Source organism: Dyella soli (assembly GCF_054482295.1).
The window spans coordinates 1,088,868-1,105,519 of sequence record NZ_JBTFFU010000001.1 but is presented as its reverse complement, the minus strand read 5'-3'; the positions used below and the strand labels follow the sequence as shown (position 1 = coordinate 1,105,519).

At 67.9% G+C, this 16,652-nt stretch carries 12 protein-coding genes; 4 read left to right on the top strand and 8 right to left on the bottom strand.

The window, feature by feature from the left end; translation table 11 throughout:
- Positions 1-40: 40 nt before the first annotated feature.
- Positions 41-1,474: a lipase family protein gene (locus ACXU4B_RS05090; protein WP_131408360.1), complete on the bottom strand. Its 1,434-nt coding sequence runs from the start codon at positions 1,472-1,474 to the stop codon at positions 41-43.
- A gap of 113 nt (positions 1,475-1,587) precedes the next feature.
- On the opposite strand from ACXU4B_RS05090, the gene ACXU4B_RS05085 reads away from it, so the two are divergent.
- Entirely contained in the window at positions 1,588-2,376 is a 789-nt protein-coding gene (locus ACXU4B_RS05085) for a YdcF family protein (RefSeq protein WP_240734018.1), read from the top strand.
- Between the two features lie 113 nt (positions 2,377-2,489).
- Positions 2,490-2,753, top strand: coding sequence for a CBS domain-containing protein (locus ACXU4B_RS05080; protein ID WP_131408358.1), 264 nt, complete (start codon positions 2,490-2,492; stop codon positions 2,751-2,753).
- 69 nt (positions 2,754-2,822) lie between these two features.
- Here ACXU4B_RS05080 and ACXU4B_RS05075 read toward each other — a convergent pair whose 3' ends face one another.
- Positions 2,823-3,887 (bottom strand): NAD(P)-dependent alcohol dehydrogenase, encoded by a 1,065-nt coding sequence (locus tag ACXU4B_RS05075; protein WP_131408356.1) that lies wholly within the window; start codon positions 3,885-3,887, stop codon positions 2,823-2,825.
- A gap of 175 nt (positions 3,888-4,062) precedes the next feature.
- Here ACXU4B_RS05075 and ACXU4B_RS05070 point away from each other — a divergent pair, with 175 nt between their 5' ends.
- Positions 4,063-5,001: an AraC family transcriptional regulator gene (locus tag ACXU4B_RS05070; RefSeq protein ID WP_165583148.1), complete on the top strand. Its 939-nt coding sequence runs from the start codon at positions 4,063-4,065 to the stop codon at positions 4,999-5,001.
- A 39-nt stretch (positions 5,002-5,040) separates the two neighbouring features.
- Here ACXU4B_RS05070 and ACXU4B_RS05065 read toward each other — a convergent pair whose 3' ends face one another.
- Genes ACXU4B_RS05065 through ACXU4B_RS05050 form a run of 4 tightly spaced genes read right to left on the bottom strand, consistent with a single transcriptional unit; the run spans position 5,041 to position 10,830 of the window.
- The gene (locus ACXU4B_RS05065; protein WP_131408354.1) at positions 5,041-7,128 is read right to left on the bottom strand and encodes an oxidoreductase; all 2,088 of its coding nucleotides are present in this window, start codon (positions 7,126-7,128) and stop codon (positions 5,041-5,043) included.
- 5 nt (positions 7,129-7,133) lie between these two features.
- Positions 7,134-8,447: an amino acid permease gene (locus ACXU4B_RS05060; protein ID WP_131408352.1), complete on the bottom strand. Its 1,314-nt coding sequence runs from the start codon at positions 8,445-8,447 to the stop codon at positions 7,134-7,136.
- Positions 8,448-8,464: 17 nt separating this feature from the next.
- The gene (locus ACXU4B_RS05055) at positions 8,465-9,763 is read right to left on the bottom strand and encodes a Xaa-Pro dipeptidase (protein WP_131408350.1); all 1,299 of its coding nucleotides are present in this window, start codon (positions 9,761-9,763) and stop codon (positions 8,465-8,467) included.
- Entirely contained in the window at positions 9,760-10,830 is a 1,071-nt protein-coding gene (locus ACXU4B_RS05050) for an aromatic ring-hydroxylating oxygenase subunit alpha (RefSeq protein WP_131408348.1), read from the bottom strand. Before ACXU4B_RS05050 ends, ACXU4B_RS05055 begins: the two co-directional genes overlap by 4 nt.
- Before the next feature lie 58 nt (positions 10,831-10,888).
- Between ACXU4B_RS05050 and ACXU4B_RS05045 the strand changes: the two genes are divergently transcribed.
- On the top strand, positions 10,889-12,046 hold the full coding sequence (locus tag ACXU4B_RS05045) for a DmpA family aminopeptidase (protein ID WP_131408346.1): 1,158 nt from the start codon (positions 10,889-10,891) through the stop codon (positions 12,044-12,046).
- Positions 12,047-12,057: 11 nt separating this feature from the next.
- Here the strand turns inward: ACXU4B_RS05045 and ACXU4B_RS05040 are convergent, their stop codons facing one another.
- The gene (locus ACXU4B_RS05040) at positions 12,058-14,094 is read right to left on the bottom strand and encodes a S9 family peptidase (protein WP_131408344.1); all 2,037 of its coding nucleotides are present in this window, start codon (positions 14,092-14,094) and stop codon (positions 12,058-12,060) included.
- Positions 14,091-16,649, bottom strand: a complete 2,559-nt coding sequence (locus tag ACXU4B_RS05035) for a CehA/McbA family metallohydrolase (protein ID WP_131408342.1) — start codon at positions 16,647-16,649, stop codon at positions 14,091-14,093. The genes ACXU4B_RS05040 and ACXU4B_RS05035 overlap by 4 nt, the downstream gene beginning before the upstream one ends.
- Positions 16,650-16,652 lie beyond the last annotated feature (3 nt).

The following is a 16,652-nucleotide window of genomic DNA, read 5'->3' as shown; positions in this document are numbered from 1 at the left end:
AGACGCTCCCGCGGGGTTGAGCCGCCTGCGCGGATCGGGCTCAGGGGATCACCGCGCCCGCCAGCGGGTGGCTGAAGTCCTCGGGCGCAAGGTTCTGGGTCAGCCGGAACACGCCTTCATGCACCTTGCGCGGCAGTACCACGTCCAGCACGGTGGACTGGTGGGGCCCGATGGCTTCGAACAGATCGTCACCCGCCGCGCTCGCCGCAAGCGCGTGGTGCACCAGGCCGGAGAGGTCGGCGGGCTCCACGCCGGCGCCGTAGGGGCGATGACCGGCGACGGCGGCGCGCAAGGTCCTGCGGCTGTTGCCGGGGTCGGCCACCCTGGCGTCACCGGCCAGCAGCGCGTGGTTAAGGAACAGCGAGATCACGTTGGCGTTGCGGCTGTTGGCCTGGCGATCGAGCATGAAACCCTCGGGCATCCAGTCCGGGTTCGGCGGGGTGCCGGCGTTCAGCAGGAAGCGGCTGCCGGTCAGCGCTTCGCCCGCTTCGTCGGTGAGGCGGACGATCAACAGGCTGCGCGGGTCATGGATATGCACGCGCGCAGGGAACGGCCCGACCGCTTCCAGTTCCACCTTGGCGGCATCGCGTTGCGCGTTCTCGCGGTCGAAGGCGTCGCAGAGTTGCGCGTAAGCGGTGGCATCGGTTATCCGCAGGCAGCGCAGCAAGGCATCCACCGTCTCGGCCGGCGCGGCGGCCATGATGCCCTGGCCGCTACCCGAGTGGGATGCGCCGGGAATCAGCTTGAAGGCCGTGCGCGGCGCCGAGGTGAGATGCAGCGAGAGCGTGTCGCCCGCGCTGCCGGATACGCGCGCCAGCACGGCATGGCGCGCATTGAGGTTGGCGGCCGCCATGCGCACCACGCCGTCGGAGCCGTCCTCGCCGGTGTAGCTGTTGAGATGATCGTAGAGCGAGCGGTCCGGGCGATCGCCGGTGAGCACGAACAGGTACTGGCCAGCGGCGGCGTGGTCGTCGCCGTGGATGTGATCGAGGTTGAGCGACAGCGACTCGCTGCTGCCCAGTTCCAGCCAGTCGAGGATGCGCTGGCCCGGCTCGACGCCGTTCCACCATGCGCGCACCTTGCCGAGGACGCTCTTGCCCAGCTGCGCCAGTGCCGAGCCGAAATTGGCCGGCGCCAGCATCAGCAGGTGCGACAGGCGGATGGTGCTGTAGACACCGGGCTTGTCGCGCTGCGCGCGCAACCACTCGCGCACGACCGGGCCACCGGTGGAATGCGTGATGCAGGCGAAGCTGGCATCGAGCAGGTGCAGGTCGCGCAGCGCATGGTCGAACGCGCGCACCAGGTCGCCCATGGTCACCGCGTCATCGAAGCTCACGTATTCGGCCAGCCAGATATCGGCGATCGCGAGTGGCAGTCCCTGGCTCGCCGCCTGTTGCTGCAGGCGCTGGGGCAGCGTGCCGTAGGTCGAAGTATTGGTGACACTCCAGCCGTGCACGAAAACGAGTGTGGTCATGACCGGGTTCCATGCTGTGCTCGGGTCAGTGCCTTTGGCCTGGCTGGCGAAGCTGTTGGCCTGCCTTGGCCCGCCATGCCGGCTATCGCGCCGCGTCGCGGCCAGGTTCTAAGATGCCACGTCTTTCCATGGAACGGGTGGCCCCGATGCTGTTCGTACTTTCCGTCGTGGTGTTGCTGGCCGTGCTGTGCTATCGCCGGCGTCGGCGCCGGCTCGGCCACGTGATGGCGGGCCTGTTCGTGCTGCTGTTCCTGGGGCTGGGCTGCGGCCCGCTGGCGAACCTGATGGTGTATGGGTTGCAGGGAACCTTCCAGGTCGAGCCGGCGGTTGCCTGGGCGCCGCGCAATGCCATCGTGGTGCTGGGTGCGGGCACCGTGCGGCCCAACGACGAAGCGCTGCAGCCGCTGTTCTTCGCCAGCGGTCGCCTGCTGCGGGCCTCGCAGCTGTACCAGTCGTGCAAGCGCGCCGGCAAGGAGTGTCGCCTGTTCGTGAGTGGCGGCGACTCGCAGGGTCACGGCGAAGCCGAAGCCAGCGTGTATGCGCGCTCGCTGCACGAGCTGGGCATTCCCGATGCGGACGTAGTGGTGGATGCGCGCAGCATGAGCACCTGGCAGAACGCCCAGTTCATCCGCCCGCTGCTCGAGCGCTACGCGGCGCAGCATGTGCTGCTGGTGACCTCGGGCGTGCACATGCGGCGGAGCCTGCTCTATTTCGGCCACTTCGGCATCGTGCCGCAGCCGGTCGCCGGCGACTGGATGGCGACCGTGACGGTGCCGTTCCCGGTGGCCTGGAATATCAGCATGGCCGATGTGGCGCTGCACGAATACCTCGGCATTGCGCGCTACTACGTGTACAACCTCGCGGGCTGGAACGCCCCCAGGGCGGCACCGCTGGCTACCTGATCGAGGCGTGGCTGCGTTGCCGTCGCAGCCATTCGTTTTCCAGCCAGCGACGGGGCGCGTATCCGCGTAACCGTGCGCGGCCTGTCCTTCCGACGGTTTCCCCGCACTCCGCCATGTCGCCCGACCCGTACTCGCGCGCGGCGCTTCCGCTTTCCTCTTCGCTGGATCCCCCGCTCGCCGCGGCAAGCATGCCGCGCCATTTCCGTCCGTTGGGACGGCGCCTGCCGCTGGTCGTGCGCGAAGACCATAGCCTGCGCGAGGCGGCCGACCACATGGTCGAGGCGGACGTGGGTCGCCTGGTCGTGATGGGCGGCGCAGGGCTGGGCGAGGTCGTCGGCATCATCACGCGGGGCGACTTGCTGGCGGCGCATGCGTGAAGCCCACCAGGCCACCCGCCATTTCGGCGCGAAGGGTGCGGCCCGGGCCGCACCCGCGCATTGAACGACTCAGGCGGCCTGCCTGAGCGAGGCGATGTCGATCACGAAGCGATAGCGCACGTCGCTCTTCAGCACGCGGTCGTAGGCGTGGTTGATGTCCTTGATGTCGATCATCTCGATGTCACTGACGATGCCGTGCTCGGCGCAGAAGTCGAGCATTTCCTGCGTCTCGGCAATGCCGCCGATGGCCGAGCCCGAGATCGAGCGGCGACCCAGCACGACCATGGCCGACTGCACCGCCGGTTCGATCGGCTCCAGCAGGCCGACCAGGCACAGCACGCCGTTGAGCGCGAGCGTGCCGAGGTAGGGATTGAGGTCGTGCGGTGACGGCACGGTGTCGAGGATGAAGTCGAAGCGGCGCGTCACGGCCTTCATCTGGGCGTCGTCGGTCGACAGCACCACATGGTCGGCGCCGAGCCGGCGGGCTTCCTGTTCCTTGCCGGGCGAGCGCGTGAACAGGGTGACCTCGGCGCCCATCGCCTTGGCGAACTTCAGGCCCATGTGGCCCAGGCCGCCCAGGCCGATCACGGCGACCTTGCTGCCCTTGCCGATCTTCCAGTGGCGCAGCGGCGACCACGTGGTGATACCGGCGCACAGCAGCGGCGCGGCAGCCTTCGGGTCGAGCTTGTCGGAGATGGACACCACGAACTTGTCCGACACCACGATGCGCTCGGAATAGCCACCAAACGTCGGCATGCCGTCGCGGCGATCGATGCCGTTATAGGTCCAGGTAGCGCCGCCTTCCTCGCAGTACTGCTCGAGACCGGCATGGCACGAGGCGCAGTGCTGGCACGAATCGACCATGCAGCCGACGCCGACCATGTCACCCACCTTGAACTTGCCCACCTTGTCGCCGACGGACGCGACGCGACCGATGATTTCGTGGCCCGGCACCATCGGGTAAATGCTGTTGTGCCACTCGTTGCGCGCCTGGTGGATGTCCGAGTGGCAGACGCCGCAGTAGAGAATGTCGATGACGACATCGTCCGGACGCGGATCGCGACGCTCGAAACGGTGGGGGGCCAACGGGGTGGTCGCAGACTGGGCGGCATAGCCGCGAATGGAAAGGGTCATGCGTAACTCCTTGCGGGGACGGACAGCGAAGGTCGCCAGTATGCGAGGCGGCCTCCGTCGTTCGGTAGCCGGATCCTGCGAGATCCTTGCCCGATCCTGCAACACTCGGTGCGATACTCTCGTCACCGGTTGGAGGAACAGGCAATCTAGCCTGGCCAAGGTCCCCCTCAGTGCCATGAACAGCAAGCCTTCCACGACATCGATTGATACGCGACTGCAGCAGGGTTGCGAGGAATTGGCAGCCATCGTTGAACGATTGACGCCATGCCAGGGTGTGCACCAGACACCGTGGCCCGCGCTGAGCCTGTTCCGCGCCGACGCCCCCGGGGTACCCACCTGCGCCATGTACGAACCGATGCTGGGCATGGCGCTGCAGGGCGCCAAGCAGATCCTGCTGGGGCAGCAGCCGTTCGTGCAGCAGTCGTTGTCGTACCTGGTGGCGTCGGTCGATGTACCGGTGTCGTCGCAGGTGATTCGCGCCACGGCCGAGGAGCCGTGCCTGTGCCTGACCTTCCGGCTGGACGTGCAGCGCATCCGCGAGTTGCTGCCGGAAGCATCAGCCGCGCATGCCGCCCCGGCGTCCGCACCCGGAATGGCCTTGAGCCCGCTCGACGATGGCCTGCTCGACCCGCTGCTGCGGCTGGCGCGCCTGCTCGACGCGCCGCAGGACCTGGCGGTGCTCGGCCCGCTGATCGAACGCGAATTGCTCTATCGCTTGCTGACCGGGGCGCAGGGCGCACGGCTGGCGCAGATGGCCACCGCCGGCAGCCAGGGCCACCAGGTGTCGCGCGCCATCGACTGGCTGCGGCGCCACTTCCATGAGCCGCTGCGCATCGACGACCTCGCCGCGCGCGTCAACATGAGCGCTTCGTCGCTGCACCACCATTTCCGCACCATCACCGCGATGAGTCCGCTGCAGTATCAGAAGCAGCTGCGCCTGCACGAGGCGCGCCGCCTGTTGCTGGCCGCCGACTGCGACGTGGCGACGGCGGCGCATCGCGTGGGCTATGAAAGCCCCTCGCAGTTCAGTCGCGAATACAGCCGCCAGTTCGGCGCGCCGCCGTTGCGCGACGTGGCGCGGCTGCGGTTGGCGGATGCGGGCACGGCAGCCTAGGGGCAGGCGGGTTGTAGCAATCTCGGTGTCGCAGCTCCCTCACGTCGGCGTGTCGCGCCGAAGGTCGGCCGGGTCGGCCGTGTGGAAGTGCCGCCTGAATGCCACCTCGCCGGTGACCGGTTCTTCCAGTTCGCGTGCGTAGCGGTGGCCGGCGTAGACCGCATGCGCGATCAGGCCGGGCGCCTCGGCATCGCCGATGCAGCGCACCGACTGGATGCCGGCGTCGGCCCAGCCACCCTGTCGCTGCAGCAGCGCCTGGTACAGCGCATCGTCGGGCAGGCGCGAGGTCACCATGACGACGGCGTCGCAAGGGCGTTCGGTCTGCGCTTCGTCCCAGGTGTTTTCCAGCGTCAGCGTGGTGCCGGCGAAGCTGGCCAGGTTGTGCGAGACGATGGCCTCGATGCCCAGCCTGGCCATGCGCTTGCGGATATGGCGATAGTCGAGCGTGTTGACGCTCCAGGGCGCGATGCTGTCTTCCGGCGTCACATAGGCCACTTCGCAGCCACGTGCGCGTAGCAGTTCGGCGGCCACGCTGGCGTAATAAAAGCCGTCGTCGTCGAACACCACCACGCGCCCTTCGGGGCAGCGGCCGTCCATCAGGTCATCCAGCGTGAAGACCTGCGCATGGTCGGCCAGGCCGGCGATGCCCAGCCCGTTGCTGCGGCCGAAACCGTCGCGACGCCAGTGGCAGCCGGTCGCCAGCACGACGTGTTCCGCGCCGAAATCGAGCACGTCCTGCGCCGTGAGCACCGAATCGAGATAGACGCTGACGTTGTTGAGCTTGCCGATCTGGCCGACGCGCCAGTCGCGCACGCGCGCCCACTCGGCCAGGCCGGGCAGGCGGGCCTCGCGGGTGACGCGGCCGCCGAGCTCGCGGCGCGATTCGGCGAGGCTGACTTCGTGGCCGCGCTGGCCCAGCGCGCGCGCCGCCTCCAGGCCGGCCGGACCGCCGCCGACCACCAGCACGCGGCTGGGCCGTCGCGCGGGCTCGATTCGCTCGGGGTGCCAGCCCTTGCGCCATTCCTCGCCCATGGTCGGGTTCTGCGTGCAGCGGATCGGCGAAATGGTCATGTCGCCGGAGACGCAGATGTTGCAGCCGATGCATTCGCGGATGTCGTCGACGCGACCCTGCTCGATCTTTTTCGGCAGGTACGGATCGGCGATCGACGGACGCGCGGCGCCGATCAGGTCGATCACGCCGCGGCGGATCTGAGAGACCATGGTGTCCGGCGAGGTGAACCTGCCGACGCCCACCACGGGTTTGCTGGTGGTCTTCTTGACGAAATCGATGAACGGCTCCTGCGCGCCTTCGGCGGCGAAGCGCGAGGGCACCGAGTCGTTGTACCAGGCGGCCAGGTTGACGTCCCACAGGTCGGGCAGTTCGGCCAGCATGCCGACGATGTCCTGCGCTTCGGCCAGTTCGACGCCGCCGGGGCCGAGCAATTCCTCGGTGGCAAAGCGCAGGGCGACGGCGCAGGTGTCGCCCACGGCATCGCGCGTGTCCTGCAACACTTCGCGCAGCAGGCGCACGCGGTTTTCCAGCGAACCACCGTATTCGTCGCTGCGCTGGTTGCGGCGGCGCTGCAGGAAATGCATGGGCAGCGAGAGATCGTGCGCGGCGTAGACGTAGATGATGTCCATGCCGGCGCGCTTGCCGCGCAGGGCGGCCTCGCGATGCCAGCGCCGGTACTCGCGGATGTCGTGCAAGGTCATCGCGCGCGCCTGCGAGGGATAGCCGTACTTCGATACCTGGTGCGACGGACCCAGCAACACCTCGCGCGAATACAGGTTCGACGCGGTCGGGCCGTTGTGGGAAAGCTCGAGCGCGGCGAGTGCACCGTGCGCGTGCACCTTGTCGCACATCAGCGCGAGCGCGGGGATGTCGCGGTCGTCCCACAGGCGCGCTTCGACGTAGGGCGTAAGGTCGCTGCTGGGGTGGATCTCGCATTCCTCGGTCGACACCACCGCCCAGCCGCCTTCGGCCTTGATCTCGCGCATGGCGGCATGGGCCAGCGGCATCGCGTGGCCCATGCCGTTGCAGTGCGGCACCTGGAAGAAGCGGTTCTTGGCCGTGACCGGGCCGATCTTTACCGGCGTAAAGAGGATGTCGTAGCGTGGATCGCGCATGGTGCTCAGGCCTTGATCGGGGCGACCGCAGGGCGACGCAGGCGCATGAAGACATACAACGGCAAGCCCGCGGCGATCAGGCCCAGGGCAAGCAGGAACGGCTCATGGCCGCTGCCGATGAAGGCGAAGATCGCAAAGGCCACGCCGGCGATGCCGAACAACAGTGCCTGCCGACCGGCATCCGGTGCCGCGCCGCGCCGCCACAGCACGATCAGCGCCAGCGAGCAGCACAGATAGAGCGGAAGGTTGGCAGCGGTGACCACGCGGGTGATGAAGGTGAAGGCCGCGACCAGCGACTTGCTGTAGGTCATCCATACCATCACCGAGGCCAGCAGGCCGGTGAGCACCAGCGCGCGCGCGGGTGCGCCGCGATGGTTGTCGCGGGCGAGCATGGCCGGCAGCACGCCATTGTTGGCCATGGTGCGGGTGAGTTCACCCATCAGCAGGGTCCAGCCGTTGAGGCAGCCGAGTCCGCTCACCACCACGAACAAGGCCAGCCAGCGCCCCACGCCGGCGCCAAGGTAGCGCTCCATCAGCAAGGCGAAGGGGGCGTTCGAATTGGCCAGCTCCGCCTGCGGAATCAGCAGCATGGGCACCGACGAGACAATGATGTACACCACGGCGGCCAGCAGGGTTCCCGCCATGGTCGCGCGTGGAATGGTGCGCCCGGGGTTCTTCACGCGGCTGGCCGGCACGCTGGCCGATTCGATGCCGAGCATGGCGAACAGCGCGATGGTGGAGGCTGCCATCACATGGTCCAGCGTCATCGGCGTGCTCGGGGGATGCGCGGTGTAGGCCCCGGGAGAGGTGAACAGCATCCACGCGCCGAGCACGGCGATGGCAAGCATGGGCAGCAGCTTCAGCGCGCTCGTCACGATCTGCACGCGACCGCCGGCGCGCACGCCCAACAGGTTGACCGCCACGAACGTCCACAGCAAGCCGAGCGCGAACAATGCCGGGGGGATCCTGCCCAGTTCCGGCAGTACCACCGTGAGATAGCCAACCGCTCCCGTGGCCAGGGCCGCATTGGTCAGCCACAGCGACACCCAGTAGGCCCACAGCGCCATGTAGGCGGGCAGGTCCCCCAGCGTGCTGCGGATATACCCGTAGGGCCCGTCGGCATCGGGCAGGGCGTGCGAGAGATGGGCGAACACGCGTGCCAGTGCCAGGCAGCCGGCCAGCGTGGCCAGCCAGCCGATGATGGCGTTGAAACCGTAGGGCGCCAGCGACGCGGGCAGGATGAAAATGCCCAGGCCGATGACGTTGCCAACCACGAGGGCGGTGCAGGTCCAGAAGCCGATCTTGTTGCTTTCGTTCATGTCTGCACTCGGTGGGTTCAGTCGATGGAAACCGTCTCGCCAGCCTTGACCACGCCCTGTACCCGGCGCAGGCATTCCACGTCCTGCAGCGGGTCGCAGGCCACGGCGACCAGGTCGGCCGCCTTGCCGGGCGCAATCGAGCCGAGTTCCTTCTCCTTGCCCATCAGGCGGGCCGCGTCGATGGTGGCCGAGCGGATCGCCTGCAGCGGTGTCATTCCGTACTTCACCATGTACGCGAATTGGCGCGCGTTGTCACCGTGCGGATAGACGCCGGCGTCGGTGCCGAAGGCGATATGCACGCCGGCCTTGACCGCCTTGCGGAAGCCCTGGCGCTGGGCCTCGGTGGTTTCGATGTTCTTGCGCAGGGTTTGTTCCGACCAGCCTTCGCGGCGGCCCACGCTGTCGATGTAGTCACCGTTGTAGATGTCGGCGACCAGCCAGGTGCCGTGCTGCACCATCAGCGCGATGCCTTCGTCGTCGATCAGCGAGCCATGCTCGATGGAACGCACGCCGGCGCGTACGGCCCGCTTGATGCCCTCGGCGCCATGCGCATGCGCGGCGACGAACTTGCCGCGCTTGGCGGCTTCCACCACGGCCGCGTGGATCTCCGCCTCGCTGTACTCCGAGACGCCCGGCTCGGTGTTGTCCGCCAGCACGGCGCCGGTGGCGATCACCTTGATGTGGTCGACGCCGTGGTCGAGCAGGAAATCGACATGCTTGCGCACGTCCTCCACGCCCCTGGAGACGCCGACGCGAAATTCCGGCGGTACCACCGTGCCCGGCGGCAGGCCGGTGATCTCGCCGCCGCCGCCGGGAATGGTGATGTAGGCACCGGCGACGAACATGCGCGGGCCCGGCACGTAGCCGGCATTGATGGCATCGCGCAGCTGGATGTCGGCAAAGCCGCGGAACACGCCGACATCGCGCACGGTGGTGAAGCCGGCGCGCAGCGTGTCGCGCGCATTCTTGGCGCCGATGAACGCATCACGGGCAGGGTTGCTCTTCAGTGCGGCGCCGTAGTCGGCGCTCTCCATCTCGTCGGCCAGGTGGGTGTGCATGTCCATCAGGCCGGGCACCACGGTATAGCCCGACCAGTCCACTACCCTGGCGCCGCCTGCGCTGGTGGCCGACCACGGCTGCACCGAGACGACATGGCCGTCGATGATGGTCACCGCCTGGTCGCCCAGCAGCTTGCCGCTGTCCACGTCGAGCAGGTGGCCGGCGTGCACCACCGTGCGCCCCGTGCCGTGGGCGTCGGCACCGGCGGCGCATGCCACGGCGATCGCGCACAACAGGCTGGACATCTTCTTGTTCATGCGGGTTCTCCAGCGCCTTGGGCATAGGCCGTGCGCAACAGGTTATGGAAATGCCAGACTCCGCCTTCGCGCCTGGGGCACAGCCGGCCGGCCTCGTAGTAGCCAGAAGCGAGGCCCTTCTGCACGGCCTCGCAGATATCGATGTCTTCCTGTTGCACTTCGTCGCTGAAGGACTGGTCGGCGGCGATGCGCTGCTGCGCCGCGTCGTCCTGCGCGTAGTAGTAGTCGAACTCCACGCGGCAGCGGCCCGGCCCCAGCGGCACGATGCGGTTGGTCTGCAGGCGCCCAGGCATGATGTTCAGCATCACGTTGGGGTAGACGAAGTAGTAGAACGCCCGACCGTCGCCGTAAATCTCCGCGCTATTGCGCAGGGGCGAGGATTGCAGCGAGTGCCACGGAAACAGCTCGGTGTCGTAGGCGCGGTAGTCGAGCACCCTGGACAGGCCCGGATGCACGTGGGGCAGGTGGTAGCCCTCCAGGAAATTGTCGATGTACACCTTCCAGTTGCAGTCGATGTCGTAGCTGTCGCGACGCAGGTAGCGCATCGCGGACAGATCTATCGGCGCGATGCGTTCGGCAATTCCCGCGTAGACCTCCCCGAATGCCGGCACACGCTCGTCCAGCGCCACGAAGACCAGGCCCTGCCATTCGTGCACGCGCAGCGGGGGCAGGCGGATGTCCTCGACCCTGAAGTCGCAGGCGCCCTGCATTTCCGGTGCGCTGCGCAGCTGGCCCTCCAGCGTGTAGGTCCAGCCGTGGTATTTGCAGTGCAGGGAGCGCGCGCCCTTGCCGTTGCACAGGGCCAGCGGCCCGGCGCGGTGGCGGCAGACATTGGGGAAGGCCCGCAGCACGTGGTCGTGGCCACGCACCAGCAGCACGGGCACGCCGCCGACCTGTTCCACCACGTGGTCGCCCGGCGCCTCGAGCTGCTGCTGGTGCGCGACCAGCTGCCAGCTGCGCGCGAATACCGCCCGCTGTTCCATCGCCAGCATGGGCTCGCCGACGTAATAGCCGGGGGCGAGGGCGCGGGCGAGGGTGAGGTCCTGGATGGTCGTGTCAGCTTGCATGCGTGGCTGGTTTCCCGGGATAGACTGGCGCAACAAACGGTCGAACCCTGGAGTGTCCATGCCCCGCTGTCGTCTTGCGTTTGTCCTGAGTGTCCTGTGCGGTGTCGCCTCGGCGGCCGAACCCCGCGCCAGGGATCTTGGTATTCCGTTCGATGGCACGCCCGGTCCGCTGAATGCGATCACTGACGTGGCCGGCGTGACCGTGGGCCAGGTGACCCTGGTCGAGGATCTTCCGAACGGCCACAAGGTGCGCACGGGCGTCACGGCGATTCTTCCGCGCGGGCACGACAGCTTCGACGTCCCCACCTTCGGCGCATCGTTCGCCCTCAACGGCAACGGCGAGATGACCGGCACGGCGTGGCTGGAGGAATCGGGCGAGCTGGAAGGCCCGGTGATGCTGACCAATACGCACAGCGTCGGCGTGGTGCGCGACGCGGTGATCGCCGAGCGCGTGCGTGCAGGTGGTGCGGACGCCTCGGGCTACTGGTGGTCGCTGCCGGTGGTGGCCGAAACCTGGGACGGCGACCTCAACGACATCAACGGCTTCCACGTGCGCCCCGAACACGCCGCGCAGGCGTTGCGCGACGCCAAATCCGGCCCGGTGGCCGAAGGCAATGTCGGTGGCGGCACCGGCATGATCTGCCATGAATTCAAGTGCGGCATTGGCACCGCCTCGCGGCGCGTGCATATCGGCGAGCGCGACTACACCATCGGTGTGCTGGTGCAGGCCAATTACGGTTTGCGTGACAGCCTGCGCATCGCCGGCGTGCCGGTGGGCAAGTACCTGCGCGACGATCGCGTGCGCAGCGCAACCAATGCGTCGGCCAGCGACACCGGCTCGATCATCATCGTGGTGGCCACCGATGCCCCGCTGCTGCCGCAGCAGCTCAAGCGCATCGCCAAGCGCGCCGGCATGGGGCTGGCCCGCATGGGCAGCTATGCCGGCAATGGTTCGGGCGACATCTTCGTGGCGTTCTCCACCGCCAATGCCGACGGGCTGCACGACAAGCCGCTGCAGCAGGCGAGCTTCATCGGCAACGACCATGTGGACCCGCTGTTCGAGGCCACGGCGCAGGCCGCCGAGGAGTCGATCGTGAATGCCATGGTCGCCGCGCGTGACATGCAGGGAGACGGCGGGCACTACGCCAAGGCCATTCAGCGTGCGCAGCTGGTCGCGCTGCTCAGGCGCTTCGGGCGTTACCAGTCGCCGCATTGACGCCGCCTTGCTCAAGGATGGGCGCCTGCAGGTTTGAGGAAGCGGTCATACCAGGCCAGGTTGCGTTCCATGCGATCGCGCAGATAGCTCGGCACGGTCAGGCCGTGATGCTGGCCCGGATACATCACCAGTTCGGTGGGAACGCCCTGCGAGCGTAGCGCCTGGTACATCTGCTCGGCACCGATGCAGGGCACGTTGAAGTCGCGCTCGCCGCACTGGAACAGGGTCGGCGTCTTGATCTGGCCGGCATGCAGGAACGGGTAGCTGGCGCGGTCGTAGGCGTCGCGGTGGGCCCAGGGCGTGCCGAGTTCGAGTTCGTACTCGCGTGCGTACTCGTCGTCGCCGTACATGCCATACATGTTGCCGGACCCGGCACCGGCGATGGCGGCCTTGAAGCGCGTATCGCGCGAGATCACCTCGTCGGTGAGGATGGCGCCGTAGCTCCAGCCGCCGATGCCGAGGCGGGCAGGGTCGGCGATGCCCAGCGACACCACGTGGTCGACGCCGGCGAGCACGTCCTGGGTGTCCTTGTTGCCCCAGTCGGCATAGATGGCCCTGGCAAATTCGAAGCCGCGGCCTGAGCTGCCGCGCGGATTGACGGCGAGCACCGCATAACCATGCGCTGCGTAAACCTGCCAGTCGGGCATGAACTCGCGGCTGAACTGATACACCGGACCTCCATGCACGCGCACGATGGTCGGGTAGCGCCGGCCCGGGACATAGTCGACCGGCTTGACCAGCAGCGCGTCCAGCGCGGTGCCGTCGGGGCCTTGCAGGCGCAGCGTCTCGGTGGTCGCCAGGCGTTTCGCGTCCAGCCATGCGTTGTGATCGTCGAGCGGGCGCAACTGGTCCTGCTCGACCGCCGACAGGCGCGGGGGGTGCAGGTCGTCGCCGCCAAGCACGACGATGCGGCCGTTGGCCGATACGTCGAGGTCGGCGTCGAAACGGTCGCCGTGGGTCAGTGCGGTGATCTTGCCGCCGGGCAGGTCGATGCGCGACAGGTGGGTGACTTCGGCCTGCTCCACGAGTGCATAAACGCTATGCCCGTCGGGCGACCAGCGCGGCTTGGTGAAGCAGCGATCGATCGGCGCCGGCAGCGTGGCCTTGCCGCTGTCGACATCGATGATCGCAAGCTGCCATGGCGCGTAGTAGATCCACTTGTCCTCGCCGCTCTGCAGGTAGGCGATGCGCTTGCTGTCGGGGCTCCATGCCGGCCGCGTTTCCCAGTACGGGTCGAGGTCGGAGCCGGGGAAGGTGGTGAGCTGCCGCTCGCTGGCGCCGGCGCGCGGGGCGATTACGTAGATGTCGTAGTTGAGGTGGCGGTCCGGATCGGCGCCGCGTTTGGTGACGTAGGCGATCAGCTTGCCGTCGGGCGACCACGCCGGCAGCTGTTCGTCATGCACGCCCGGCGTGAGCACGGTGGCCTTGCCGCTGGCAATGTCCACCAGGTACAGATGCTTGTGCCGGTTGCCCAGCCAGCCGCTGTCGTCGTCCTTGAACTGGAAGCGGTCGGTGACGATGGGCAGCGGATGCTTCGGCTTCTTGCTGCCCGGCGGATACTCGGGATCGAAGGCGATCGCCGCCAGTTGCCTGCCATCGGGCGACAGCACGAAATCTTCGACGCCGGCCGGCATGTCGGTGACGCGACGGGCTTCGCCGCCATCGCTCGGCATCAGCCAGACCTGGTTGTGGGTGTCGTCGTCGCTGGCATCGCCATCGAGCTTGCGGTCGGACAGGAAGGCGATGAGGCGGCCATCCGTCGACCACTGCGGACGGGTTTCGTTGCTGTCGGGCGTATGGGTGAGCTGCACGCGGCCGCTGCCGTCGTAGCGCACGCGCCACAGGTCCGATTGCGGTTCGTCACGGTCCGGATTGGCCGTGGTGACGGTGTAGACGATCAAGTTGCCGTCGCGCGAGAGCGCCGGCTCGCCGACCTCGGCCACGCGGTTGAGATCGGCGGTGCTGAAGCGGGTGTCGTCGGCATGGGCGGCCGCGGAGCAGCACAGCAGCGCCAACAGCATCAGTGGCAGGCGCACGGGTCGCTTCATCGGGTGCCTCGCTGGGAATCGGTGGACGGCGCGCCGGCGGCGATGGCGCGGTACGCCTCGCGCGCCTGCCGGAGGTAGTCGAGCGTCGCCTGCTTTTCCTCGGCGGTGTTGTAGTCGTCGCGGGCGGCGGCGGCCTCGATGGTTCGGGTCAGCCAGTCCGCGAACCAGGCGGCATCGCTGCCGGCGCCCGGGGCACGCACATGGTCGCCGAGCCAGACCGGGTTGGTGGTGGCGTAGGGGTAGAGGTCCAGCACCTGGGGATCGGCGCCGTCGTTCCACGCGCGCAGTAACACCCAGCCACCATCGAGATGGATATCGCCTTCGCCGTCGAACGTCTGATGGTCGCCGCCGAGCGTGAAGCTTTTCACCACCTTGCCGTTGTGCACCAGCTCCAGGTGTTGCACCGCCACCGGCGAGCGCAGCGCGACGCGGTAGTGATGCCGGCCGGCGGCGATCGCGTCGCCGGGCCTGGCGTCGTCGAGCAGCAGGCCGAGCAGCGGGCCGTTGCTGGCGAAGCCATGGCCGGCCTTGAGGGCGGCCATGGCTGAGGCCGCATCGCGCTTGCCGGCGGTATCGAGGAATACGCGGTTGAGGCCGACCGGTCCGCGCAACGAGGCGTAGTTGGCCATCGCGTCGGTGCCCGAACCGGTGGGCAGGTGGAAGCCGAGGTTGAGCAGGCGATACCAGACCTGCGCGGTCGCCTTGTGGTCGGAGAAGCCGATCACTTCGATGTAATCGACCTTGCCGTTGATCACGTCCGCCGGCAGCTCGTTGCTGAGCACCGCGTCGTGCGCAGGATCGGGCAGGGTATCGAATGGATGCACGTAGCCGACCAGGCCGCCCTGCGCGTGCGCGAGGTCGGCAATCACGCCGTTGTGCGGATAGGGGCTGGCCATCGCCGTGTGCCGGTACGCCGAGAAATCCGGCGTGAGGAAGTGGTCGGCCAGGTTGAGCAGGCCCAGGTGGCCCCAGAAACTGGTGTGGTATTCCTGACCGTGCAGGACGAGGCTGCGCGGGACGCTCGCCGGGTCCGCATCGGTGCGGAACGAGGCGATATCGGGAATGCGCTCTTCCTTGTTGACGACCAGGTCGTAGGCGAGGTCGAGGTCTTCGGCACGTGCCTGCCGGGCGAGGTTGGCCGGCGTGTTGCGGTAATGCCCGCCGTAGTTCATGTGGATATGCAGATCGGCGCTGACCCACTGGCCGAACGCCGAAGGCAACGGCTGGGGTACGAGCGTGGCGCGCACTGGCGCGTCGTGGCCCGCAGCAACATTCACCGTCTTGCGCCAGGGCGCATAGGCAAATCCGTGCTGCACCCAGATCTTCACCGGGCCTGCGGGCACGTCCATGGCACACGGCGGTGCGCAGTGGAAGTAATGCGTCTCGGCCGCCTGCAGGGCGCGGTCAAAACCGTCGTCGGCATGCATCCAGGCATCGTCCGGCGCATAGGCGCGCGCGTCACTGCCGAGCACGGCGACACGCGCGGGTGTGCGCTCGCCATGTTCGTCGACGATATCGAGCACGAGGTGCGCGCGTGGCGCCAGGTACTTTCGATGGGCCGGCGTGACCGTGGTCGTGGCGCCTCCGGTGGCAGTGACTACGCGCAGTGTGGTGTTGCCGACGCCGCCGTCGCGTGGCTGGTTGTCGACGTAGGCGATGCGTTTGCCGTCCGCCGACCAGCGCGCGTTGCGCCGGTCAAACTCGCCGAAGGTCAGCGGCAACGGCGCGGCGCCCGCCGGCGTGGTCAGCCACAGCTGTTGCCATTGCCGGCCGTGATAGCTCGTGTAGAGCAGGCGCCTGCCGTCCGGATTGGGCTCCGGGCGCGCGTTCCAGCTGGTTTCCTCACTGAGTAGCTTGCTGCGCTTGCCCGGATCGGCCACCGGCACCGACCACAGGTCGCCCGTGCCCCAGGCGATCTCCGGGTTGCTGACGTAATAAATCGTGCTGCCGTCCGGCGACCACGACGGGTTGATCGCGTGGTCGAAGGTCGAATAGTAGTAACGGTCCAGCGCCGTCTTGCGTTCGCCCAGCAGGGCGCGCGCATGGTGCAGGCCATGCGCGTCGATGTCGGCGATGAACAGGTTGAAATGGCCGCTGCCCTGCGTCGAAACCCATGCGATCCGGCGTCCGTCAGGCGACAGCCGCGGCTCGAGATTCACCTCGCCGCCCGAGGTCAGCGCCTGCTCGCGTCCGCTGGCCAGGTCGAGTCGCCACAGCTCGATGGCGTTGCCGTCGTAGCGGACAAACACCACGCTGCGACCGTCGCGCGCGACGTCCGGCTGGTTGTCGTAGGCGCGCGCCGCATGGGTCAGTTCGGTGGCGGTGTCACCGTCGATGCGCTGTCGCCAGAGCGAGCCGCCCATGCTGTAGACCAGCGTGTCGCCGTCGGGCATGAAACTGGCGTAGTCCGGCCCGGTGGTGAGCTGCGGCACATACAGTTCGCGCCAGTAGTAGTTGTGCGGCAGGTCGACTTGCTTGAGCACGCTCTCGCGCGCGGCCTGGGCTACGCCCGTGCAGGCGAGCAGGGTCAGAGCGACGGCCAGGCGGCGCGACATGCC